The organism is Pseudomonas sp. AP42 (assembly GCF_001728935.1).
GTDB classification, from domain to species: domain Bacteria; phylum Pseudomonadota; class Gammaproteobacteria; order Pseudomonadales; family Pseudomonadaceae; genus Aquipseudomonas; species Aquipseudomonas lactis.
Genome location: NZ_LYSO01000026.1, coordinates 1 through 22,328, shown reverse-complemented (window position 1 = coordinate 22,328; position 22,328 = coordinate 1). Strand labels below are relative to the sequence as shown.

The following is a 22,328-nucleotide window of genomic DNA, read 5'->3' as shown; positions in this document are numbered from 1 at the left end:
TGGAGTCGGCGTGATTATTTCCAACGGGTTGTCCAGAGTGGGCGTGGCAGGGCTGTTGCTGGGGCTGAGCCTGGCCGCATCGGCACGGGAACAAATGACGCAGGCGTCGGCGGATATCCGCCGTACCAGTTATGGCGTGCCGCATATTCGCGCCGTTGATGAGCGTGGCCTGGGGGTGGGTATGGGGTACGCCTATGCCCAGGACAACCTGTGCCTGTTGGCCAATGAGGTGACCACGGTCAATGGCCAGCGCGCCAGGTTTTTCGGGCCGGACCAGGCGACCCTGGAGGAGCGCAACAACCTCGCCAGCGATGTGTTCTTCAACTGGCTGAATACACCCGAGGCCGTGGCGGCCTTCTGGAAAGCCCAGACGCCAGCGATGCAGCAGCGCATCGAAGGGTACGTGGCTGGCTACAATCGTTATCTAAAGGAGCAGGGCGCCCCCGCGCAATGCCAGGCCGCTTGGGTACGGCCCTTGGTGAAGGAAGACCTGGTCAAGTTGACCCGTAGGCTATTGGTGGAAGGGGGCGTCGGCCAATTCGCCGAAGCCTTGGTCGGGGCAGCACCACCCCAGGCTAGCGCAGGTGTTCAACCCAGCGCCAAAGCCTTTGCAGTGGCCGCAGCCAACCAGCAACGCTTCACCCTGGACCGAGGCAGCAATGCCGTTGCCGTGGGCCGTGACCGCTCCTTCAATGGCCGTGGCATGCTGCTGGCCAACCCGCATTTCCCTTGGGTGGGCGGCATGCGTTTTTACCAGATGCACCTGACCATCCCTGGCCAGTTGGATGTGATGGGCGCCGCACTGCCAGGGTTGCCCGTGGTGAACATCGGCTTCAACCAGCATGTGGCGTGGACCCATACCGTGGACACGTCCAAACATTTCACCCTGTACCGACTGACCCTCGACCCCAAGGACGCCACCCGTTACCTGCTGGACGGCAAGTCCATCCCCCTGGATAAAACGGCGGTAACGGTACAGGTCAAGCAAGCCGACGGCAGCCTCAAGGCCGTGACCCACACCGTCTACAGCTCGCAGTTCGGCCCCGTGGTGCAATGGCCCGGCAAGCTCGACTGGGACAGCCGCTACGCCTTCAGCCTGCGCGACGCCAACCTGGGCAACGACCGGGTGCTGCAACAGTGGTACGCCATGAACCGCGCCGGCAGCCTCAAGGAATTGCAAACCTCGGTGCACACCCTGCAAGGCATCCCCTGGGTCAACACCCTGGCCGCCGATGACCAGGGCCAAAGCCTGTACATGAACCTGTCGGTGGTGCCCAACGTCAGTGCCGCCAAGCTGGCAAAATGCAGCGACCCACGGGCCGGCCTGCAAATGATCGTGCTCGACGGCACCGACAGCGCCTGCGCCTGGGACATCGACCCGCGCGCGGTCCAGCCCGGTATCTTTCCGGCCGACCAGTTGCCCCAACTGCAACGCACCGACTACGTGCAGCACTCCAATGATTCTGCCTGGATGGCCAACCCCAAGGCGCCCCTGAGCGGCTTCTCGCCGGTGATCAGCCAGGACAACCTCGGCCTCGGCCCGCGCGCGCGCTTCGCGCTCCAGCGCCTGCAAACCCTTGAGAAACAGCCGATCAGCGTCACCGACCTGCAAAATATGGTCATGGACAACGAGGTGTACCTGGCAGGCCAAGTCATGCCCGATCTGCTGACGTTCTGCGCCAAACACCTCGGGGCCGACGCCGCTGCACTGCAACCACTTTGCACCAGCCTGAAAAACTGGGACCAGCGCGCCAACCTCGACAGCGGCGTGGGCCTGGTGCACTTCATCAACCTGATGCAGCACCTGCAGCCACTCCCCGAAGCCTGGCGCGTGGCCTTCGACCCGGCCCACCCCTTGACCACCCCAAGCGGCCTCGCCATCGATCGCGCCCCGGTCGCCAAAGCCCTGCGCGAAGCCATGCTGGCCTCCAGCGCAGAAGTGGGCAAACTGGGCGAGACCCGCTGGGGCGATATCCAAGTCTCCGGCCAAACCCCCATCCACGGCGGCCCGCAAGAACTGGGCATCTACAACGCCATGCAAACCGTGCCCCGCGCCGACGGCAAACGCGAAGTCGTCAGCGGCACCAGCTATCTGCAAATCGTCACCTTCGACGACAAAGGCCCCAACGCAGTCGGCGTACTCGCTTTCTCCGAGTCCAGCAACCCGGCGTCCGCCTACTCAAAGGACCAGACCCAAGCCTTCTCCGAGAAAAAACTGCGCCCATTGCCCTTCACCGAGGCCCAGATCAAGGCCGACCCGCACTACCAAATCCACACGGTGAAGGAGTAGGGCAGACGCGCAACCCCTTGATGCCAAGGCAGAATATTTTTTGAAATCAAGGGGTTGCAGGCCTAGGCAAATGAGTACATAATGGCGCCCATCGAACGCAACGAAGCATTAAAAACTTCAATGTATTCAATGAGTTAGAGTAGAGGCAGGCTTCACGTAGCCCACTCAAGTTTGTATGCGGTGAATGTCAGCAACAAGGGCATTGATCGTTTGAGGCCGAGTAGCAAAATGGTTATGCAGCGGATTGCAAATCCGCCTACGCCGGTTCGATTCCGACCTCGGCCTCCACTCTTAGAAACCCCGTAGGTTAACGTCTACGGGGTTTTTTATTGCCTGGGATTTAGCAATACCGCCACCGACCTCATTGCGTGAAACTGATCGAAGCAAATGATGTCCGATTGCTATCGGCCAAGGACGAGGCCCGCCAAGCAAGCTCTGGGCTATGCTCAGTAAGGTCTCAAGCGACCTCCTCACGCCGTTTTAGCCGCGCGCTTATCCTGCCAGCGCAGAATAACGCCCGCACTCATCAAAGCTGACAGAGTGACCCATGAAACAAAAAATTCTTCTTGTAGCCGTGTGCGCTGCACTCATCCAAGGCTGTGCCGCCCCTTCCAAAAGCCATGAAGAATCACCTTCGATGCCAACTACCTCAGCCGCTGTAGCCCAGCCAACCTTATCTGCTTACGACTGGAACCTGGTCTCGGCAACGGATGCGTCGGGCAAGCCTCTCGTGGCGATGAACAAAGGCATCGAGCGCAAGTTGCGTGTCGCCTTCGGTGACAAGAACCTGAGCATCAGCGGCGGCTGCAATCGTCAGTTCGGCGGCTATCACTATCAGGACGGGGTTCTGAAGGTTCAGCCACTGGCCTCTACGCTGATGGCCTGTGACAAGAGCCTGATGGACCTTGACGCCCAGGTAGGGCGGCTGTTCAAGGGCGATCTGCGCGCTGTGATCACCGGCGATAACAGGGCGCCGATGCTGCAACTGACGACAGCGGACGGCTCGGTGCTCAAGCTGCAAGGCGAGGCCACCCCGCAGACCCGCTACGGTAGCGAGGGTGAGGTCAAGTTTCTGGAAGTGGCGGCCAAGACGGTCAAGTGCAGCCATCCTTTGATTCCAGATTATCAGTGCCTGCAAGTGCGTGAGCGTCGCTATGACGACGCGGGCCTGCAACTGGCGACCCAAGACACCTGGCATCCGCTGTACCAGCCTATCGAAGGCTTTGTGCATCATGACGGCGTGCGCACTGTGTTGCGGGTCAAGCAGTACGAATGGAAGAATCCGCCAGCGGATGCGCCTTCGACGGTCTACGTGTTGGATATGGTGGTCGAGCAGGACGCTTCTGGCAGCAAGTAAGCTCGCGCAAACCCCGTAGATTAGCGTCTACGGGGTTTTTTATTGCGTGTGACTTACCCGTTTTTCGACGAGTGACACGTCTAGATCAAGGGTTATAGCCCGATCGGGGTTGTCACCTGAGGATTTGCCGACTACCCTGAAAATGTTTGAATTATTACAAACAATTTCGGTGTGGCTGTTTTTTCGGTCATACGGCTTCAGGACGAGGAACGAAAAATGTTTTCACATGAAGGTACTGCGCTAGAGCTGTTGGTCTTGGTTTTTGGCGTCACTGGGTTGTTGTTGATCGCCTGGTTTATTCACCATCAATACGAGCTCAGGTCGCGCAAGCATGTAAAAAAACAACATGCCGCGGGCCAGCAGCGTGAAGCTCAAAGCCGCTAACCGTCCCTTCACCTGTGCCAGCCTTTACGGCTGGCCTCAGAATCCGGCTTTCAAAGGTCTGCAAGGTTTTCCCGAGCCCACTGCTCGGCAGTGGTGACCGGAATCGACTGTTGCTCGTTGAAGGTGGCCGCCTTAGGCCAGGCCACACCTTTGCCTTGTGCGAATACGGCACGGTACTTCTTGATGTGGTGTGTGGGGTCTTGCTCCAGTGCCTGCATGAGGTAGTCAACCGTCCACACGTTGCGCTTGAACGAACGATCCAGAACACGCCCCAGCATGCTCGCAACCTGCCCATACGTCACGGTGTCGCCGGCCAGGTAGACAATCTGATTGCGCAGGCGCGGTTCGAAGAACACGATTTGCGCTGTCAGCGTGCCGATGTCGTCTGGCGTGGTGAGCGTCACGCTATTCTCCAGACTGCCCAGGGCGTTGACTGTGTTGTTGTCGAAGTCGACGACCTCGAACACCGGCTCGAACAGGAAGCTGGTGAACATGCCTGTCGAGATGATGACCCATTCAGTGTTGTCCTGGGCGCGCAGCAACTCGCGCACATCGAGCTGAGCATCGAACAGATCCTGGGGGCTGCCCCGGCCAATCACTTCGAAATCCACGCCGAACTGCCACGGGAAGTAGCGCTTCACGCCGGACTTGAGCGCGGCGGTCGCCAGCTTCATCGGGGTTTCGCGGCCCGCGACCATGCCCGCGCAGCCGATCACGGTATCGAAGCGTGCGAAGACCTTGGCAAGTTGATCGATTGAGTCGTTCACCAGGTCTGCGGCGACCATCTGAATGCCCAGGCCGCGCAGCTCATCGATCTCTACCTTTTTTTCGGGCACTTGCGTGTTGATGGTCGACTCCCTTAGCAACACGCTGAGGGTGGAGCCGGGCGCGCGTTTGGCCTCACGCGCCAGATTGCGCAAAACCGGCAGGCCGAGCTCGCCGGCGCCTAGAACAAGGATCGATTGAGAGGGAAGTGGGGTCATTTCAGGCATGATTTCTCCGCAGACCTGTTGGCGATAAGATGAGTTCATGCTGGCACGATTCGGCAGCGCTCATAAGAAGGCACACGGGTGATACCAGGGGTAGAAATGACCGATCATGAAACGCTCAGCCAGGCAGAAGTTATCTGCCAGTCGCTCAGGGAAGAAGACGATGGCGTCAGGCGTGAAGTCCTGGCTCACGCCGGTAGCCGCTGGTCACTGGGCATTTTGCATGCCTTGGGTGTGTACGGTGCGATGCGTCATGCCGAGATAAAACGGCAGATGACAGGTGTGACTCAGCGCATGTTGACCAAAACTCTACGCGCCATGGAGCGCGATGGTTTGTTGGTTCGGCGCGAGTTCGGTGAGATTCCGCCCCGCGTCGAGTACGAGCTGACGCCCCTGGGCCGAGAGCTTTTGATTCGCATGTCGCCTATCTGGACCTGGGTGGTGGAAAACGTGGAGGACTTTCGCAAGGCTCGGCGTATTTTCGACAGTCAGGAGGGCAAAAAACCGGCGTGGCAGGTTCCCACACCGATTCCCGATGCGCCTCGGTAAGCGCAACTTCTCGATGAAGGCTGTGCAAGTGTATGCCTCGATCCACCCCTAGCTGTACGGGGCGCAGCGCGCCATAACCCACTACTGTCGCAGGCACATCACCACCGCTTGGATGCCGCGCCATGTTCATGTCCACCAGCCTGTTATCAGCCTTCGTGCTGTTCGCTTTTGTCTCTTCGATCACCCCTGGGCCCAACAACACCATGTTGCTGGCCTCAGGCGTGAATTTCGGCTTTCGCCGTTCGATGCCCCATGCGCTGGGGATCAGCATCGGCTTTATGCTGTTGGTGATCTGTGTGGGGCTGGGCTTGGGCGAGGTGTTCAAGCTGTTCCCGTGGGCTTACACATTGTTGCGTTATGTCGGCGCCGCGTATTTGTTGTACCTGGCGTGGAAGATTGCCAATGCGGGCGGCATGTCTGACAACCCGGATGAACACGGCAAGCCGATGACCTTCCTCGGTGCGGCGGCCTTCCAGTGGGTCAACCCCAAGGCATGGATCATGGCGCTAGGGGCGATCACTACCTACACGCCTGCCGAGGGTTATGTCACCAATGTGCTGGTGATCGCCCTGGTGTTTGCAGTGGTCAACCTGCCGAGTGTGTGCGTGTGGGTGGGATGTGGCAGCGGCTTGCGTAACCTGCTGCGTGAGCCGCGCTGGTTACGGATGTTCAACTGGTCCATGGCCGGGCTGTTGGTGCTGTCGCTGTATCCGATGCTGTTTGTGGGCTGAGCCGGGCGTAGGTAACCACGATGCGAAGCGAGTCGCTGTTGATCTTGTTCTTGATCTGCTTTTGATCTGAAGCGCCCCGTTACACCCCGCTGGCCGGAATTCGACAGGGATTTGGGGGGTAAACCGGCAGGGATGCCGGTTTAGCCGCCCCGCGCCATGGATGGCGCGTGGCGGCGGCCCCCCAAATCACTGGCGGATTACGGGCACACCGAGCCTAAGCGAGGTGCCGAGGGGTGGGGCAAGAGCGTTTTGGTTACTTTCGCGCTTTTCGAAAGTGACCCGCCGTCAGGCGGAACCCTAAGTGGCCGTTACCTCAGCAATGGATATGTACACAATCCAACTGTATTGACCGCCAGGCCGCCTTCGCGAGCAAGCCCGCTCCCACAGTTTGGACCGCGGGGTGTCAGGTAGAGAAGTGTCGGCTGATAGGCCGCCATCGCAGGCAAGCCAGCTCCCACAGTTGGATTGCAGGGTGTCATGGAGATAGGCGTCGGCTGTCGGCCGTCACGGGAGCAAGCTCCCTCGCTACGCTGATGCGGGCTTAGACCGGCGAGATGGTCGCCAACATGCCGATGCCAATGGTCAACACCAAAAAGCCGAACAGGAAAATTGCCATCTTGGTCATAAGGCCTCCGAGGGGAAGGGGACGACAGGAATGTCGGGATGGGGCTATTGTCCGCCTCAAGCGGTTTTCAATACAGGCGCAGATCGAAAAGAAAAAACCGTATCAGATCACCGCGCAGCGCCTGGGCCGTGGCTTTTCAAGCGAACAGTTTTTATCAAGATCAGCGCCATGGCCGCTACCCGCCCTGAGCGTCACCTGAGACAGCCACTGCATTTGCCCCTAAGATAGCGCCCACTGCACAACAATAAGCGTGGGCCGACCCTCGATGGAAAGACGCCAGTTCAGCGGTGGCATGCAAGGCAAGAACCTGCGCTACCTCAGTGATAACCCCCAGCAATCAACCTCGGTCACCCGTGTCGGTTTCCTGCTGCTCGAACACTTCTCCTTACCGGCGTTTACCCAGACCCTCGATACGCTGGTGACCGCCAACCTGTTGCGCCCTGATCTGTTCGCTACGCGCACTTTCGGGTGGGGCGAGGGCGAAGTCATCAGCGACCTGGGCCTGATCATTCGTCCGGATGCGAACCTGATGCTGGCGACGTTGCAGGACTTGGACCTGTTGGTGATCTGCGGTGGTTTTCGCACCGAACTCAAGGCCAGCGAGCCATTTATCCAATGGCTGCGCAGCGCGGGTGAAGCGGGCGTGCGCCTCGCCGGTTTGTGGAACGGCTCGTGGTTCCTCGGGCGTGCGGGGCTGTTGCAGGGTTACCGCTGTGCCATCCACCCCGAACATCGCCCGGCACTGGCCGAAGTGTCCAAGGCGGCGCAGGTCACCAGCGAACCCTACGTGATCGACCGCGATCGCCTCACTGCGTCCAGCCCCTCGGGGGCTTTCCATATGGCCTTGGACTGGATCAAGAGCCTGCATGGCAAAGCCTTGGTTGAAGGCATCGAAGATATCCTGGCGTTCGAAGAGTCGCGCTACCGCCGCATCAAACCCACCGAAAACATGTGTGTCAGCGCGCCGTTGCGCGAGGTGGTGAAGTTGATGGACGCCAACCTCGAAGAGCCTCTGGAACTCGATCAACTCGCCGTCTACGCCGGCCGTTCCCGCCGCCAGTTGGAACGCCTGTTCAAAGAACAGCTGGGCACCACGCCGCAACGCTACTACATGGAACTGCGCGTCACTGAAGCGCGACGCCTGTTGCAGCACACCGAGTTATCCCAGGTGGATGTGCTGGTGGCGTGCGGGTTTGTCTCGCCGAGCCATTTCAGCAAATGCTACAGCGCGTATTTCGGCTATCGCCCCTCGAAGGAGAAGCGGTTGGTCAAGTAGCCTGGCGTGTGTAGAAAGATTTTCACAAGGAGTGGCAATGGACATCACGCTTTTGGATCGTTATCGCGGCAGCCTACTTGGGCTGGCGTGTGGCGACGCTGTAGGGACGACCGTTGAATTCATGCCCCGTGGCAGCTTTTCTCCCGTGACGGATATGCTAGGCGGCGGACCGTTTAGTCTCAAGCCTGGCCAATGGACTGACGATACGTCCATGGCACTGTGTCTGGCCGAAAGCCTGTTGCGCAAAGGCGGTTTTGACGCGGTGGACCAGATGGGGCGTTACCTGAATTGGTGGAAGTGGGGTTACTTGAGTTCTACCGGAGAGTGTTTTGATATCGGCATGACGGTTCGCGAAGCGCTGGAGCAATTTCAGCAAAGTGGCAACGCTTTTGCGGGCTCAACGCATCCGTACTCGGCCGGCAATGGTTCAATGATGCGCCTCGCACCTGTGGTGTTGTTTTACTTTCCAGATAGGGCGCACATCCACCTGTTTGCCGAGCAAAGCTCGCGAACTACTCATGCCGCGCAGGAGGCTATCGAGTGCTGCCTGCTGCTGGCCGAGGCTATCAGCAATGCCCTGAGCGGTGTTCCAAAGAAGCAGGTGCTGAGCTTTTCCCACACCGTGCTGTCGGCCCCTAAGGTCAAGGCTATCGCCTCTGGCGATTATCGCGATAAAACCTCTGCTCAAATTGTTGGCTCAGGTTACGCGGTGGCTTCGCTGGAGGCCGCATTCTGGTGTTTCGATCAGACCTCAAACTTTGCTGACGCGATACTCACCGCCGCCAACCTTGGGGATGATGCAGACACTACTGCCGCAATTGTTGGGCAACTGGCGGGGGCGTATTATGGCGTCCAGGCTATCCCCGCCGATTGGTTGAACAAACTATGGATGCGCGATGAAATTCAAGAAACGGCTGATGCGTTATTCAACACTTCGCACCTACAACAGCAAGGTTCAGAAACGATCCAGCCGATAAGGCTGTAATTCTGGCACACGCTCACCCGCCGCAAGCTGCCCAACCCTCTCGGCCGTCACCGCTGCTTGTGTCAGCCCCAGATGCTGGTGACCGAACGCAAGCAGTACCTTGCCCTCGCACACCCGGTCAATGATTGGCAGTGAGTCGGGCAGGGAAGGGCGAAACCCCATCCAGGGTGTGGCTTCGCTGTGGCTCAAGTCGTGTCGGAACAGCCCTTTGCTCAACCGGTGCAGCTGCCAGGCGCGTTGCATATTGGCCGGGCGGTCGAGGCCGGCGAATTCGACCGTGCCGGCCAGGCGCAGGCCACCGGTCATGGGCGTCATGATGAATTTTCGCTCCAGCGAAGTGACCGCGAAGGGCAGTCGTTGTTGTTCGTGGGGCAGCATCAGGTGGTAACCGCGTTCGGTGTCCAGTGGCACTTGTTTGCCGGTGAGTGCAGCGGTGAGTTTGGCCGAATGGGCGCCGCAGGCGATCAGCACGTGCGGTGCTGTCAGTACGCCTTGGTCGGTCATCAGGGAAACGCCGCTGCCCTCCAGGCGTGCATCCAGAACGCGCTGCTGAAGAAATTGCACCCCTTCGGCCTTGGCCGCGTTCACCAGTTCGCCAACCACCGTGTACGGGTCCAGAAAGTGCCCGGTAGCCGGGAAGAACAAACCGCCTTGTATGGCGTCGCTCAGTTGCGGCGCAGCCTTGCGCACCGCATCGCCGCTCCAGGACTCCACGGCGACGCCTTGCTGCCTCATGCGTTGCTGCACTGCATCCAGTGCAGCGCGGGATTCGGCGCGCTCATACACCAATAGCGAACCGTCTTCACGCAGCAATTGAGCTTGCCCAATCGATTGCAGCAAGCGTTGCCACGCGCCCAGGCTGCCTTCGTTCAGCGCGCGAAGGCCGGCCACGGTGCGCTGATAACGCGCTGGCCGCAGGTTCAATAGCAGGCGGATAAACCAGGGCAGGGCGCGGGGCAGGTAGGCCCAGTCCAGGCGCAACGGGCCCATGGGGTCCAGGAGCATGGCGGGCAAGCGCTTGAGGATCGACAGGTCGGCGATGGGGAAGACTTGCTCCGTCGCCAGGTGGCCGGCGTTGCCGTAGGAGGCGCCCATGCCGGGTGCCTGCGCGTCGAGCACCACGACTCGCCGGCCTTGGCGTGCCAACTGCAAGGCGCAGGCGACGCCGATAATGCCGGCGCCGACCACGACGATGTCTGCTTGATTGGGATCGGCCATGGTTATGCTTCTCGCTGGCCGTCGAGCAGACGCCGCAGTTGCAGCGGGTTGTCGTGCTGTAGGGCGGCGGGCAGCAAGGCGTCCGGGAAATCCTGGTAACACACCGGGCGCAGGAAACGCAGAATAGCCGCCGTACCCACCGAGGTGCTGCGCGCATCCGAAGTCGCCGGAAAGGGCCCGCCATGCACCATGGCGTCACACACTTCTACGCCGGTCGGCCAGCCGTTCACCAGCAAGCGCCCAGCCTTGCGCTCCAGCACTGGCAGCAGTGCCCGGGCCTGGGGCAGGTCGTGGTCATCCATGTGCAGGGTGGCGGTGAGTTGACCTTCCAGGTGTTCGGACACCTGGCGCATGTGCTCGACATTGCGGCATGCCACCACCAGCGAGGCGGCGCCGAATACTTCGGCTTGCAGGTGTTGATTGTTCAGGAACGCCTCGGCCTGGGTCACGAACAGACGGGCCTGGCCCTGGTTCGGTCCGTTTGCTGGCAAGCCCTTGGCGGCTATGTTGGCGTGTTGGGCCAGGGTCTCCACACCGGTTTCGTAGGCGTTGAAGATGCCCGGTGTGAGCATGGTCTGGGCCGAGCAACCCGAGAGCCGGTCACTGGCTGACTGAATAAAGCGGTCCAGAGTGGCGCCTTGCAGGGCAATCACCAGGCCAGGGTTGGTGCAGAACTGGCCGGCGCCTTGGGTCAGCGACGCCACGAACCCTTCGGCCAAGGCTTCGCACCTAGTTTCAAGTGCAGCAGGAAACAGGTATACCGGGTTGATCGAGCTCATTTCCGCGTACACCGGGATCGGCTCCGGGCGTGCCTGCGCGGCTTGGCAGAGGGCAATGCCGCCACTGCGCGAACCGGTAAAGCCCACAGCCTTGATGCGCGGGTCGCTCACCAGTGCGATACCCACCTCGTTACCCGCGCCGTAGAGCAGTGAAAACACACCCTCCGGCAAGCCACAATCTTTCACCGCCTGGGCGATGGCGCAGCCCACCAGCTCGCTGGTGCCGGGGTGCGCGTTATGCGCCTTGACGATCACCGGGCAACCGGCGGCGAGTGCCGACGCGGTATCGCCGCCCGCCACGGAGAAGGCCAGAGGGAAGTTGCTGGCACCGAACACTGCGACGGGGCCGAGGGCGATATGGCGCTGGCGCAGGTCGCCACGGGGCAGGGGGTGGCGCTGGGGCTGTGCGGTATCGACGCGCACGTCAAGCCATTCGCCCAGGCGCACGGTGCGGGCAAAAGCGCGCAGTTGCCCGCAGGTACGGCCGCGTTCACCTTCAATGCGTGCGCGAGGCAAGCCAGTTTCGGCGCAGGCGCGCTCGACCAGCTCATCACCCAAGGCTTCGATGTGGGTGGCGATGGTTTCGAGCAACGTGGCGCGATCTGCCAAGGTGGTTTCGCGGTAAGCGTCAAACGCGGCCCACGCCAGTGCGCAGGCCTGATCCACGTGCTGCTCATCCCCGCCAGCGTAGGCGGGTTCCAGTGGGGTGTTGGTGGCGGGGTTGATCGCGCGGATCGCATCGCGATGGCCGGCGATGGATTGCTGACCGATCAGCAGCTTGCCTGTCAGAGTCATGGGGACATCCTGGAAAACAGAGGAGTGTTGTAGGAGCGAGCTTGCTCGCGAAAAACGTGCCTACAACGCGTTCATTCAGGGTGAGCGCGTTATCGTTAACGATCTTCGCGAGCAAGCTCGCTCCTACAAAGAATCAAGCGGCGTTCTGTTCTGCCGACCAGTTGGCATACCACTGGCGGAACAGCGCGTACTGCCGCTCGGCATAGCGGCGCTGGGCCGCGCTGAGCTCGTCGGTTTCGTTGAAGTGCAGGGCGTAACCCTGGTCACCGTTGAGCACCATCAGGTGCTTGTAATACAGCACCAGGTCGCAGCCCTCGTCGAACGACGACAACACCGCCAGCGCAGCTTCCAACTCACGTGCCTGGCGCCGCGCCTTGGCATCGCCCTTGGCGGCTTTTCTGCTCAGCGCCACCAGTTGCAGCACTTCGCGGGGCAGTGCATTGCCGATGCCGGTGATGGCGCCGGTGGCGTTGCAGTTGACGAAGCCGTGGACCACTTGGGTATCGACGCCGACCATCAGGGTCACATCGTCATCCTGGGAGGTGATGTTTTCCGCGGCATAACGCAAGTCGGCGGCACCGCCAAACTCCTTGAAGCCGATCAGGTTCGGGTGTTCGCGGCGCAGTTCGAAGAACAGGTCGGCGCGGGTGGCGAAACCGTAGTAGGGGCTGTTATAGATCACCGCCGGCAGGTTGGGGGCCGCGTTGAGGATCGCTGCAAAGTGGGCCTTTTGCGCGGTGACCGAAGCACCACGGGACAGCACGCGGGGAATCACCATCAAACCATGGGCGCCGACTTTAGCGGCATGGGCTGCATGGGATACGGCTTCACGGCTGTTCACCGCACCGGTGCCGACGATGGTTGGCACACCCGCCGCCACCAGGCGCGCCACGCCTTCCTGGCGCTGGGCCTCGGTGAGCAGCGGCCAGTCGCCCATGGAGCCGCAATACACCACGGCACTCATGCCGATGTCGATCAGCTCGCGACCCTTGGCCACCAGGGCGTCGAAGTCCGGTTGGCGTTCGGCGGTGCAAGGGGTCATCAGGGCGGGCATGCAGCCGGTGAAGATGTTGTCGCTCATGGTGCTAACTCCGGTTTCAGTTGAATTGATCAAGGGCTCAGATGCCCCAGGCAAACGGGTCTTGTTCGTCGATCAGCAGGGTGCTGTCGGCGGTCATGTAGGCGCGGCCGGTGATGAAGGGGCGTACGTATTCACCGTCCCACTCATAGCGGCCGAGGAACTGGCTGCCGGTGATGCTGGCTTGTACCCAGGGTTCTCCTGCGGCCAGTTTTGCGTCGGCGGCCAGGCAGGCGAGCTTGGCGCTGGTGCCGGTGCCGCAGGGGGAGCGGTCATAGGCTTTGCCAGGGCACATCACAAAGTTGCGGCTGTCGGCGTGGGCGTCGTCGGCGAATAGTTCGATATGGTCGATCAGCGCACCGTCTGCGCCACGGATGCCTTGGGCTTCGAGGGCCTTGAGCATCGCCCAGGTGTAGTCGGTCAGGGCCTCCACGTTATCCATCTGCAACTCATGGCCGTGATCCGACACCAGGAAGAACCAGTTGCCGCCCCAAGCGATGTCGCCCAGCACCACGCCGTGCCCAGGCACCTCAACAGGCACCTGTTTGCGATAGCGGTAAGCGGGCACATTGCGCAGGGTCACGCTGCCGTCGTCGTGCAAGGTGGCCGCGACCGGGCCGACCGGCGTATCGAGGCTGTGCACGCCCGGTTGGATCAAGCCCAGGTGGTGCAGTGAGGCAACCAGGCCGATGGTGCCGTGGCCGCACATGCCAAGGTAGCCGGCGTTGTTGAAGAAGATCACCCCGCAGGTCGCCCCCGGCGTGACGGGCGCGCAGTACAGCGCGCCCACCAGTACATCGTTGCCCCGTGGCTCCAGCAGGCAGGCGCGGCGCCATTGATCGTGATGGGTGCGCAGGTGCTCCAGTTGGTCGGCGATCGTGTCGCCAACCAGCGCGGGGAAACCGCTCATGACCAGGCGCGTAGGTTCACCGCCGGTGTGTGAGTCAATCACGTGCAGCCGTTTCATAAGGCACTCCATCAGTGGGTGGTCGGGGACAGTGGGGCGCTGTAGTGCGTGTCGCTGATAGCTTCGCTTTCGTCCTCTTCCTGCTCAAGGCGCACCAAGTGGGCGGGCACGCCGGTGGCGGCGCCCCAGTAGTAGATGCCCAGGGCGCAGGCCGCCACCACCAGGGTGTCAAACGGGTGGCTGATCACGCCGATACCGCCAAAGCTGCCGAGTTTGGAGAGCAGGATGGTCACGGCGTAGAAGCCGATCAGCCAGGCCGATGAGCGAACTTGTTGCTTGAGGTTCAGGTGCGCGGTCGGCACCCAGCGTGCGCAGAGCAGGTACACCACAAACATCAGGATTTGCAGGCCCAGCAGCCAGGACACCGTGCTCCAGCCCGACCAGTACACGATCAGCGCAGCGATGATGAACGACAGCGGGCCCAGCACCGCCATGCCCTTGACCCGAAACGGGCGTGCCATGTCCGGTGCATTGCGGCGCAGGGCCGCGACCGTTACCGGGGCCACGGCATAACTGAGGATCAGGGCAGCGGACACCACGTTGATCAGTGCTTCCCAGGACGGGAACGGCAAGGTCCAGAACACCGACAGGGCAAAGGTCAGCCATAGCGCCGGGCGCGGGATGCCGGACTTTTCATCGATGCGCGTGAAGACCTTGAAGAAGGTGCCGGTCTGCGCCCAGCCATACACCACGCGCGGGGTGGCGTTCATGTAGATATTGCCGCAGCCGCTGGGGGAGATCACCGCATCGGCCACCACCAGGTAGGCCAGCCAGCCCACGCCCAGCGCCAGGGCGATATCGCGATAGGGCAGGGCCAGTTCCTTGCTGATGCCGGCCCAGCCATTGGCGAGCATTTCGGTAGGCACGCCGCCGAGGAACGCGGTTTGCAGCAGCACATAGATGGCCGTAGACAACAGTACTGAGAGGATCAGGGCGATGGGGATGGTGCGCTGTGGATTTTTCACTTCGCTGGCCACCGAAATGATCGGCGTGAGCCCCAGGTAGGCAAAGATCACCCCGCCTGCCGACACCGCCATCTCGATGCCCGACAAGCCGAACGGTGCAAAGCCATGCACCTGGAAGTTCGCAGGCTTGAAGAAGGTGAACAGCACGCCGATCACCAGCAACGGCACGATGAACTTGAACACGCTCACCAGGTTATTGGCGATGGCAAAGGTCTTCACGCTGCGGTAATTGAGCACAAAGAACAGGCACAGCAGGGCAAATTGCACCAGCCAGCCCAGGGTAGTCGGGTCACTGGAGCCGGCCTTGGTCAGCTGGGGAAACCAGGCTGCCGCGTATTGACGCGAGGCGACCACTTCAATCGCCACCAGGCTGGAAAACGCGATCAGCGTGATAAAGCCCATCAGGTAACCCAGCAACGGGCCATGGGAGTACACCGGGTAGCGCACCACGCCGCCCGCGCGGGGCAGGGCGGCACCGAGTTCGCAGTAGACAATGCCCAGCAACAGCACAGCGAACCCCCCGAGTAACCAGGAAAAAATCCCTGCCGGGCCTGCGATGGCAGACACGTGGCTGGCGGCGAACAACCAACCCGAACCGAAGATGGCCCCCAACCCGATAAAGGTGAGGTCCATCAGTGACAGCTGTTTCTTGAACTTGCCTTGGCCTGACATAGCGGCGCCTTCTTGTGAGTTATTGGATAGGCATGCAGTGGCGCTATCCTGAACCCACAGGCCTGGCTGACGATTGATGTTTTATGCGGCGATGGATGACGAATTCAGCACAATTTGCCGCGCTCGACAGCGCTCGGCCTATGGCGCAATCTGCTGGCTGTCGACGAATAAAAGGGCAGATAAAGTCATGTTGCAGAGCGCGTTCGCGAGCCTTTTCCAGGGCAGCCGACCCCACAGCATCGAGCAGCTATTGAGCGGGGTAGAGCAGTTGCTGCCGATGCTCGATGTACTGCCCAATGCCGCGATTTTCATCAAGGACATCGACGCCCGCTACGTGCTCGCCAACCGTACCCTGGTGCAACGCTGTGGTCTCAAGCAACTGCAACCGTTGCTGGGCAAGACCAGCGCCGAAGTGTTTCCCGCGCAATTGGGCCCCGGTTATACCGAGCAGGATCGGCGTGTGTTGAAACAGGGTTTGGTACTGGAAGACCAACTCGAATTGCACCTCTACGGCACCCGCGAACCCGGTTGGTGCCTGACCCACAAATGGCCGCTGTACAACCGGCTAGGCGCGATCATCGGCCTGGCCGGGATCTCGGTAGACCTGCAATCGGCCAGTGAAACCCACCCGGCCTATCAGCGCCTGGCGGCGGTGGACGAACACATCCGCAGCCACTTCAACCGCCGTGTCACCCTGGGTGAACTGACCCGAATCGCCGGGATTTCCGTGGCGCAATTGGAGCGTTACTGCAAGCGCGTGTTTCACCTCACGCCCCGGCAAATGATCCAGAAAGTCCGGCTGGAACATGCCCGGCGGTTGTTGCATACCGAGTTGCCGATCACCGAGGTGGCGTTGCAATGCGGCTACACCGATCACAGTGCGTTTACCCGGCAGTTCAAATCTTCAACTGGCTTCACGCCGAGGCAATACCGGCAGGCGACGCAAGGCTCGGTACCAGACGGCATGCCAGACGCATAACCATTGTGGGAGCGGGCTTGCTCGCGAATGCAGAGTGTCAGTGCCGGATAGGCTAAATGACCCACCGCATTCGCGAGCAAGCCCGCTCCCACATTTTTGGGCCGCCGCCAGCCCCGACGCTATTGCGATGCAACGAATGGCGCGCGCACCCCTCATATGCTTACACCGACATTTTTCACCACCACAGGTACCGAGCTTATGACCGCGGCGAACAACGATCATGTGAACTGGCTGGTGCAACATTCCATGCTCCACGCAGCGCGGCAGCGGGCCAAGCTCTATTCGGGGCAAGGGCGCTTGTGGCAGCAGCCCTATGCACAGACCCGGCCGCGTGACGCTTCAGCCTTGTCGTCCGTGTGGTTCACTGCCTACCCCGCGTCGATTGTCACCCGCGAAGGCGGCACCGTGCTGGAAGCGTTGGGGGACGAAACCCTGTGGCATACCCTGTCCAAAATCGGTATCCAGGGCATTCATAATGGCCCGTTGAAGAAGTCCGGTGGCTTGTCTGGTACCGAGCACACGCCGACCATCGACGGTAATTTCGACCGCATCAGCTTCGACATCGACCCGCAACTGGGCACCGAGGCACAATTGCAGGCGTTGACGCGCATGGCTGCCGCGCACAATGCGGTGATCATCGACGATGTGATCCCGTCCCACACCGGCAAAGGCGCGGATTTTCGCCTGGCGGAAATGGCCTATGAGGACTATCCGGGCCTGTACCACATGGTCGAAATCCGCGAGGAAGACTGGCCGTTGCTGCCCGATGTGGCCGACGGACGCGATGCGCAAAACCTCAGCCCCTCCCAAGTGGACGCACTGCGCGACAAGCACTACATCGTCGGCCAATTGCAGCGGGTGATTTTCTTCGAGCCCGGCGTCAAGGAAACCGACTGGAGCGCCACCCCGGTGGTGCTCGGCGTGGATGGCAAACCGCGGCGCTGGGTATACCTGCATTACTTCAAGGAAGGCCAGCCGTCGCTCAACTGGCTTGACCCTTCGTTTGCCGCGCAGCAGATGATCATCGGTGATGCGCTGCACGCCATTGATGTGATGGGCGCGAAAATCCTGCGTCTGGATGCCAACGGCTTTCTCGGCGTGGAGCGCAAGCTCGACGGCACGGCCTGGTCCGAAAGCCATCCGCTGTCGATCACCGGCAATCAGTTGCTCGGCGGCGCTATTCGCAAGGCGGGCGGCTTCAGTTTTCAGGAGCTCAACCTCACTGTGGACGACATCGCGTCCATGTCCCATGGCGGCGCCGACCTGTCCTATGACTTCATCACCCGGCCGGCCTACCAGCATGCGTTGCTGATGGGCGACACCGAATTCCTGCGCCTGATGCTGCGCCAGATGCACAGCCTCGGCATCGACCCTGGCTCGCTGATTCACGCGCTACAGAACCACGATGAACTGACCCTGGAGCTGGTGCATTTTTGGACGCTGCACGCCCATGACAGTTTCCTGTTCCAGGGCCAGACCTTCCCCGGCAACATCCTGCGCGAGCATATCCGCGAGCAGATGTACGAACGGCTGACCGGCGAACATGCGCCGTATAACCTCAAGTTCGTCACCAACGGCGTGTCCTGCACCACTGCCAGTATTATCACTGCAGCTCTGGGGATCCGTGACCTGGAGGCGATCACCCCGGCGGATATCCAGCAGATTCGCCAGATCCACTTGCTGCTGGTGATGTACAACGCCATGCAACCTGGGGTGTTTGCCTTGTCCGGCTGGGACCTGGTGGGCGCGTTGCCGTTGGCGGCCGAAGACGTGGCGCACCTGATGGCCGATGGCGACACGCGCTGGATCCACCGTGGCGCCTATGATCTGGTAGACCTGAACCCCGACGCTGAGCTGTCGGCGGGGCAAATGCCGCGCTCCAAAAGTCTGTATGGCAGCCTGAACAGCCAACTGCAGGACCCAGAGTCCTTTGCCTCCCAACTGCAAAAAATCCTCGCCGTGCGCCGCGCCTACGACATCGCCGCGAGCCGCCAGATCCTGGTGCCAGATGTTGAGCACCCAGGCTTGCTGATCATGGTTCACGAACTGCCGGCGGGTAAGGGCACGCAAATCACTGCGCTGAATTTTGGTGCCACGCCGATCACCGAAACCTTGCACCTGCCCAACATCGCACCGGGGCCGGTGGTGGATATCATCAATGAGCGGGTGGAAGGCGATTTGACCGAGGAGGGCGCGTTCACGATCACGCTGGACGCTTATGAAGGGCTGGCGTTGCGGGTGGTGAGCAGCACGCCGATGTAAATCGCCTGTAGGAGCGAGCTTGCTCGCGAAAAACGTCAACGATAACGCGTGCTTCCTGAATAAACGCGGCGTTTGTGAGTTTTTCGCGAGCAAGCTCGCTCCTAGAGGGTAAACCAGACGATCAGTGGTGCTTGTTCTTGTGCTTATGCTTGTTGCCTTTGTGCTTGCCACCACCGGAACGATGACCGCTCTCGTCATCGGCCAGATTATTACCCAACGCGCCACCGGCTGCGCCGCCCACGCCCGCGCCAATGGTGGACCCGGTGCTACCGCCCAGGCGATTACCAATCAGCGAGCCGCCCGCCGAGCCCAAACCGCCGCCAATCGCCGCTTCGGTCTTGTTGCCTTTCTGCGCACCCACCGCACTCCCGGCTGCGCCCCCCACGCCTGCACCGATGGCCGCACCGGTCGAGCCACCCAGCTGTTGGCCGACCACATTGCCCAACACACCGCCGACACCGCCTCCCAGCGCCGCCGTACCATCTCCAGCGGCCAGGGCCCCTTGGGAGATCAGGATGCCCAATGCCAGGGCCGGGAATGTCATTTTCATTTTTTTGTACCTCAAGGGCTGTCTCAGGCGCTCACGGGTTAAAGCACGCCTGGCGGTGTGATTAGAGCACAGGCCACCGCACCAGGGTCTCGGTGATTGCCCGTGCGCAAGAAATTTTTTTCAGCCCTCTTGAATTCTTTTAGCGCGTCCATAAATTTTTGATCACGCGATGCCGAATCCGGGTCGCGTACTAAATCACTTGGAGAAACTCAGGAGATTTTAAAATGGCTACTACCCTGTCGTTGGCCCCACTGTTCCGTCAATCGGTGGGCTTTGATCGCTTCAATGACCTGTTCGAGTCGGCGCTGCGCAGCGAGGCTCCGAATTCCTATCCACCTCACAACGTGGAAAAGCACGGTGACGACGCGTACCGCATTGTCATCGCCGTCGCTGGCCTGACCGAGGAGGATCTGGATATCCAGGTCGAGAGGGGTGTATTGACGGTTTCCGGCGGAAAGCGCGAAACCGACGATAAGGTCGCTTACCTGCATCAGGGCATTGCCCAACGTGCGTTCCGGTTGTCGTTCCGCTTGGCCGACCATATCGAAGTACGTGGCGCATCCCTGACCAACGGTTTGCTCAACATCGACCTGCTGCGTGAGGTGCCTGAAGAGGCCAAGCCAAAACGCATCATGATTGGTGGCGAGGCCAAGCCCGAGCTGCGTCAGGTCAGCTTGCAGTAAAACAATCGGCGGTAAAAAGGCGCTCTGCGGAGCGCCTTTTTTGTGCGCGCTGCAAACCCAGGCCCGCTAAGCCTGGGTGTTGGGTGCAAACAACTGCCTGGCCTCGGCAAAGCATTTCTCGGCGATGGCCGAGCGCGGTTCGGTCTTGCGCATCACCATGCCCAGGGGCGCTAGGACGCTGGCGTCCGGCAGGTGGATGAACGCCAGGTTCTCAATCGGGCTTTCCAGGCCGCTGTCCAACGGCATGATTGCGCAACAGAAGCCTTCGTGAATGGCCTGGAACAGTTGATAAGTGGAGTCGCTTTCCAGAATCGGCTGGGGATCGAGACCGCGGCTGCGGAAACTCAGGTCGATGGATTTTCGATAGTGCATGCCATTGCTGATCATCCCCAGAGGCAGTTGGGCGGCTTCTTCCCAGCTCATCTGGGTGCCTTCGAAGTGGAAGTGGCGGGTGTCGTACAGCAGGCCGACACGGGTTTCGCCCAGTTCGAAAAATTCCAGGTAGTTGGGGCTCACGTGGTCCAGGTAGCACACGCCCAGGTCCAGTTGGTTGGTGCCCAAGGCTTCGATGATTTTGTCCGAGCTCATGGAGGTGAGGCTGAACTTCAGTTCCGGGAAGCTGTGGGACAAGCCCTGGATGAAGCTGATCGGGTTGAAGCCGCTCAGGGGCACCAGGCCCAGGCGCAGGTTACCGACCAACTGGCCGCGACACGCAGCCGCTTCGGCGAACAGGCCGTCGTGGGCGGCGAGCAGGGTCCTGGCCCAGGCCAATACGCGTTCGCCGGCCTGGGTGAAGCCTTCGAAGCGTTGGCCACGGGTCACCAGTTCCAGGCCCAGTTCTTCCTCCAAGTTACGCAGGCGCATCGACAGGGTGGGCTGGGTGATGTTGCAGCGGGCGGCGGCCTGGCCGAAATGGCGGGTCTGCTCCAGCGCGATCAGGAATTTAAGTTGTTTGATGTCCATGAAGGCACCTGCCTGGAAATGAGCCGATGATCGCATTGTAACGACTGGCACGTCCAAGTGCCCTTGCCACGGTGCGGCTGCATTGTTCCATTTTTGAGATGGAGCGGCCCGTTTCAGCCACTACCTAACCCCGAACGCGATGACTAAGGTGGTCCCACTGTTTTTCGGGTGGGCCAACGTCTACACCCAGGCCATGCCGCATTAGCAGTTTCTGATCCAGAGCTACATCAAGGCACACCAAGTGGCAAACAACCACGAAGTACTAGACTCACAGCGCACCTAAATACGCTGGGGCCTTTTGCGGCAAGCCCATGTTGGGCGCTGCCTCTATTTATCAGGAGTATGAACATGTCTACACCTTACGTTCGTTTGGACAAAGACAACGCCGCGGTGCTGTTGGTCGATCATCAGGCCGGCTTGCTGTCATTGGTTCGTGACATCGACCCGGACAAGTTCAAGAACAACGTGCTGGCCCTGGCTGACCTGGCCAAGTACTTCAAGTTGCCGACCATCCTCACCACCAGTTTCGAAACCGGCCCCAACGGCCCGCTGGTGCCCGAGCTCAAGGCACTGTTCCCGGATGCGCCGTACATTGCGCGCCCAGGCCAGATCAATGCCTGGGACAACGAAGACTTCGTCAAGGCCATCAAGGCCACCGGCAAGAAGCAATTGATCATTGCCGGCGTCGTGACCGAAGTGTGCGTGGCGTTTCCGGCGCTGTCGGCCCTGGCCGAAGGCTTTGAAGTGTTTGTGGTCACCGACGCCTCCGGCACTTTCAACGAACTGACCCAGCAATCGGCCTGGGCTCGCATGTCAGCCAACGGCGCGCAACTGATGACCTGGTTTGGCCTGGCCTGCGAGCTGCATCGCGACTGGCGCAACGACATCGAGGGCTTGGGGACGTTGTTCTCCAACCACATTCCGGACTACCGCAACCTGTTCACCAGCTACAACGCGTTGACTGAAGGCAAGTAAGCCTGCTGGCGATCTGGGTCTATACCGATTCGATGCGACACTGGATCTGTGGCCAGAGAGCTTGCTCACGCGAAGGTCTGATAACCGACGCGCGATCCAACTGTGGGAGCTGGCTTGCCTGCGATGACGGCCTGCCAGCCGACATTTACCTACCTGACACCCCGCGATCCAACTGTGGGAGCGGGCTTGCTCGCGAAGGCGGCCTGGCAGTCAACACAGCTGGATTGTGTACATATCCATTGCTGCGGTAACGGCC

20 protein-coding genes and 1 tRNA gene are annotated in these 22,328 nt (G+C 60.8%); 13 read left to right on the top strand and 8 right to left on the bottom strand.

Translation table 11 applies throughout. The features are described from left to right. The first annotated feature begins 10 nt into the window (after positions 1-10). The 4 genes from A7K61_RS12515 to A7K61_RS33145 all read left to right on the top strand — a co-directional run bounded on the left by A7K61_RS12515 (position 11) and on the right by A7K61_RS33145 (position 4,031). On the top strand, positions 11-2,290 hold the full coding sequence (locus A7K61_RS12515; RefSeq protein ID WP_047710974.1) for an acylase: 2,280 nt from the start codon (positions 11-13) through the stop codon (positions 2,288-2,290). 214 nt (positions 2,291-2,504) lie between these two features. Beyond that, positions 2,505-2,578: transfer RNA gene (locus A7K61_RS12510), tRNA-Cys, on the top strand. A 349-nt stretch (positions 2,579-2,927) separates the two neighbouring features. Next, positions 2,928-3,647, top strand: coding sequence for an META and DUF4377 domain-containing protein (locus tag A7K61_RS12505; RefSeq protein WP_228391085.1), 720 nt, complete (start codon positions 2,928-2,930; stop codon positions 3,645-3,647). 216 nt (positions 3,648-3,863) lie between these two features. Continuing rightward, positions 3,864-4,031 carry a hypothetical protein gene (locus A7K61_RS33145; protein WP_164545331.1) on the top strand — a complete coding sequence of 56 codons (168 nt, stop codon included), beginning with the start codon at positions 3,864-3,866 and terminating at the stop codon, positions 4,029-4,031. A gap of 50 nt (positions 4,032-4,081) precedes the next feature. Here the strand turns inward: A7K61_RS33145 and A7K61_RS12500 are convergent, their stop codons facing one another. After that, a complete protein-coding gene (locus A7K61_RS12500) occupies positions 4,082-5,023 on the bottom strand; it encodes an aromatic alcohol reductase (protein WP_069557668.1) in 942 nt (313 codons plus the stop codon). 96 nt (positions 5,024-5,119) lie between these two features. Here A7K61_RS12500 and A7K61_RS12495 point away from each other — a divergent pair, with 96 nt between their 5' ends. The 5 genes from A7K61_RS12495 to A7K61_RS12480 all read left to right on the top strand — a co-directional run bounded on the left by A7K61_RS12495 (position 5,120) and on the right by A7K61_RS12480 (position 9,186). Next, positions 5,120-5,569: a helix-turn-helix domain-containing protein gene (locus A7K61_RS12495; protein WP_003191562.1), complete on the top strand. Its 450-nt coding sequence runs from the start codon at positions 5,120-5,122 to the stop codon at positions 5,567-5,569. Between the two features lie 122 nt (positions 5,570-5,691). Continuing rightward, positions 5,692-6,300, top strand: a complete 609-nt coding sequence (locus A7K61_RS12490) for a LysE family translocator (RefSeq protein WP_014718583.1) — start codon at positions 5,692-5,694, stop codon at positions 6,298-6,300. Between the two features lie 554 nt (positions 6,301-6,854). Further along, the gene (locus A7K61_RS33140; protein ID WP_164545330.1) at positions 6,855-7,124 is read left to right on the top strand and encodes a hypothetical protein; all 270 of its coding nucleotides are present in this window, start codon (positions 6,855-6,857) and stop codon (positions 7,122-7,124) included. A gap of 93 nt (positions 7,125-7,217) precedes the next feature. Further along, positions 7,218-8,201 carry a GlxA family transcriptional regulator gene (locus tag A7K61_RS12485; protein ID WP_069557667.1) on the top strand — a complete coding sequence of 328 codons (984 nt, stop codon included), beginning with the start codon at positions 7,218-7,220 and terminating at the stop codon, positions 8,199-8,201. Positions 8,202-8,238: 37 nt separating this feature from the next. After that, a complete protein-coding gene (locus tag A7K61_RS12480; RefSeq protein ID WP_047710971.1) occupies positions 8,239-9,186 on the top strand; it encodes an ADP-ribosylglycohydrolase family protein in 948 nt (315 codons plus the stop codon). Here the strand turns inward: A7K61_RS12480 and A7K61_RS12475 are convergent. From A7K61_RS12475 to A7K61_RS12455, 5 genes are all read right to left on the bottom strand, one after another. Beyond that, complete coding sequence (locus tag A7K61_RS12475) at positions 9,157-10,404, bottom strand: FAD-binding oxidoreductase (protein ID WP_069557666.1); 1,248 nt, start codon at positions 10,402-10,404, stop codon at positions 9,157-9,159. The two genes, A7K61_RS12480 and A7K61_RS12475, sit on opposite strands and share 30 nt — an antisense overlap. A 2-nt stretch (positions 10,405-10,406) precedes the next feature. Next, a complete protein-coding gene (locus A7K61_RS12470) occupies positions 10,407-11,978 on the bottom strand; it encodes an aldehyde dehydrogenase (NADP(+)) (protein WP_069557665.1) in 1,572 nt (523 codons plus the stop codon). 133 nt (positions 11,979-12,111) lie between these two features. Beyond that, positions 12,112-13,059, bottom strand: a complete 948-nt coding sequence (locus tag A7K61_RS12465) for a dihydrodipicolinate synthase family protein (RefSeq protein ID WP_069557664.1) — start codon at positions 13,057-13,059, stop codon at positions 12,112-12,114. Positions 13,060-13,096: 37 nt separating this feature from the next. Then, complete coding sequence (locus tag A7K61_RS12460; protein WP_069557663.1) at positions 13,097-14,023, bottom strand: 4-hydroxyproline epimerase; 927 nt, start codon at positions 14,021-14,023, stop codon at positions 13,097-13,099. An 11-nt stretch (positions 14,024-14,034) separates the two neighbouring features. Then, the gene (locus A7K61_RS12455) at positions 14,035-15,660 is read right to left on the bottom strand and encodes an APC family permease (RefSeq protein WP_069557662.1); all 1,626 of its coding nucleotides are present in this window, start codon (positions 15,658-15,660) and stop codon (positions 14,035-14,037) included. 187 nt (positions 15,661-15,847) lie between these two features. Here A7K61_RS12455 and A7K61_RS12450 point away from each other — a divergent pair, with 187 nt between their 5' ends. Further along, positions 15,848-16,639 (top strand): AraC family transcriptional regulator, encoded by a 792-nt coding sequence (locus A7K61_RS12450; protein WP_047710966.1) that lies wholly within the window; start codon positions 15,848-15,850, stop codon positions 16,637-16,639. A gap of 198 nt (positions 16,640-16,837) precedes the next feature. Next, entirely contained in the window at positions 16,838-18,901 is a 2,064-nt protein-coding gene (gene treS / locus A7K61_RS12445) for a maltose alpha-D-glucosyltransferase (protein ID WP_047710965.1), read from the top strand. Between the two features lie 121 nt (positions 18,902-19,022). Here the strand turns inward: treS and A7K61_RS12440 are convergent, their stop codons facing one another. Then, positions 19,023-19,451, bottom strand: a complete 429-nt coding sequence (locus tag A7K61_RS12440) for a glycine zipper domain-containing protein (RefSeq protein WP_034135058.1) — start codon at positions 19,449-19,451, stop codon at positions 19,023-19,025. A 224-nt stretch (positions 19,452-19,675) separates the two neighbouring features. Here A7K61_RS12440 and A7K61_RS12435 point away from each other — a divergent pair, with 224 nt between their 5' ends. Then, positions 19,676-20,134, top strand: a complete 459-nt coding sequence (locus tag A7K61_RS12435) for an Hsp20 family protein (protein ID WP_003191546.1) — start codon at positions 19,676-19,678, stop codon at positions 20,132-20,134. A gap of 66 nt (positions 20,135-20,200) precedes the next feature. Here the strand turns inward: A7K61_RS12435 and A7K61_RS12430 are convergent, their stop codons facing one another. Continuing rightward, the gene (locus A7K61_RS12430) at positions 20,201-21,097 is read right to left on the bottom strand and encodes a LysR family transcriptional regulator (protein ID WP_047710963.1); all 897 of its coding nucleotides are present in this window, start codon (positions 21,095-21,097) and stop codon (positions 20,201-20,203) included. A 348-nt stretch (positions 21,098-21,445) separates the two neighbouring features. Here A7K61_RS12430 and ycaC point away from each other — a divergent pair, with 348 nt between their 5' ends. Continuing rightward, entirely contained in the window at positions 21,446-22,072 is a 627-nt protein-coding gene (gene ycaC / locus A7K61_RS12425; RefSeq protein WP_003191542.1) for an isochorismate family cysteine hydrolase YcaC, read from the top strand. Positions 22,073-22,328: the final 256 nt, after the last annotated feature.

Excerpts from the sequence above, each read along its gene's own strand:
- A7K61_RS12440 (WP_034135058.1), bottom strand. The coding sequence starts at position 19,451 with ATGAAAATGACATTCCCGGCCCTGGCATTGGGCATCCTGATCTCCCAA.
- A7K61_RS12475 (WP_069557666.1), bottom strand. The coding sequence starts at position 10,404 with ATGGCCGATCCCAATCAAGCAGACATCGTCGTGGTCGGCGCCGGCATT.
- A7K61_RS12430 (WP_047710963.1), bottom strand. The coding sequence starts at position 21,097 with ATGGACATCAAACAACTTAAATTCCTGATCGCGCTGGAGCAGACCCGC.
- A7K61_RS12485 (WP_069557667.1), top strand. The coding sequence starts at position 7,218 with ATGCAAGGCAAGAACCTGCGCTACCTCAGTGATAACCCCCAGCAATCA.
- A7K61_RS33140 (WP_164545330.1), top strand. The coding sequence starts at position 6,855 with ATGGTCGCCAACATGCCGATGCCAATGGTCAACACCAAAAAGCCGAAC.
- A7K61_RS33145 (WP_164545331.1), top strand. The coding sequence starts at position 3,864 with ATGTTTTCACATGAAGGTACTGCGCTAGAGCTGTTGGTCTTGGTTTTT.
- A7K61_RS12500 (WP_069557668.1), bottom strand. The coding sequence starts at position 5,023 with ATGCCTGAAATGACCCCACTTCCCTCTCAATCGATCCTTGTTCTAGGC.
- A7K61_RS12490 (WP_014718583.1), top strand. The coding sequence starts at position 5,692 with ATGTTCATGTCCACCAGCCTGTTATCAGCCTTCGTGCTGTTCGCTTTT.
- A7K61_RS12435 (WP_003191546.1), top strand. The coding sequence starts at position 19,676 with ATGGCTACTACCCTGTCGTTGGCCCCACTGTTCCGTCAATCGGTGGGC.
- A7K61_RS12495 (WP_003191562.1), top strand. The coding sequence starts at position 5,120 with ATGACCGATCATGAAACGCTCAGCCAGGCAGAAGTTATCTGCCAGTCG.
- A7K61_RS12455 (WP_069557662.1), bottom strand. The coding sequence starts at position 15,660 with ATGTCAGGCCAAGGCAAGTTCAAGAAACAGCTGTCACTGATGGACCTC.
- treS (WP_047710965.1), top strand. The coding sequence starts at position 16,838 with ATGACCGCGGCGAACAACGATCATGTGAACTGGCTGGTGCAACATTCC.
- A7K61_RS12480 (WP_047710971.1), top strand. The coding sequence starts at position 8,239 with ATGGACATCACGCTTTTGGATCGTTATCGCGGCAGCCTACTTGGGCTG.
- ycaC (WP_003191542.1), top strand. The coding sequence starts at position 21,446 with ATGTCTACACCTTACGTTCGTTTGGACAAAGACAACGCCGCGGTGCTG.
- A7K61_RS12470 (WP_069557665.1), bottom strand. The coding sequence starts at position 11,978 with ATGACTCTGACAGGCAAGCTGCTGATCGGTCAGCAATCCATCGCCGGC.
- A7K61_RS12505 (WP_228391085.1), top strand. The coding sequence starts at position 2,928 with ATGCCAACTACCTCAGCCGCTGTAGCCCAGCCAACCTTATCTGCTTAC.
- A7K61_RS12460 (WP_069557663.1), bottom strand. The coding sequence starts at position 14,023 with ATGAAACGGCTGCACGTGATTGACTCACACACCGGCGGTGAACCTACG.
- A7K61_RS12465 (WP_069557664.1), bottom strand. The coding sequence starts at position 13,059 with ATGAGCGACAACATCTTCACCGGCTGCATGCCCGCCCTGATGACCCCT.
- A7K61_RS12450 (WP_047710966.1), top strand. The coding sequence starts at position 15,848 with ATGTTGCAGAGCGCGTTCGCGAGCCTTTTCCAGGGCAGCCGACCCCAC.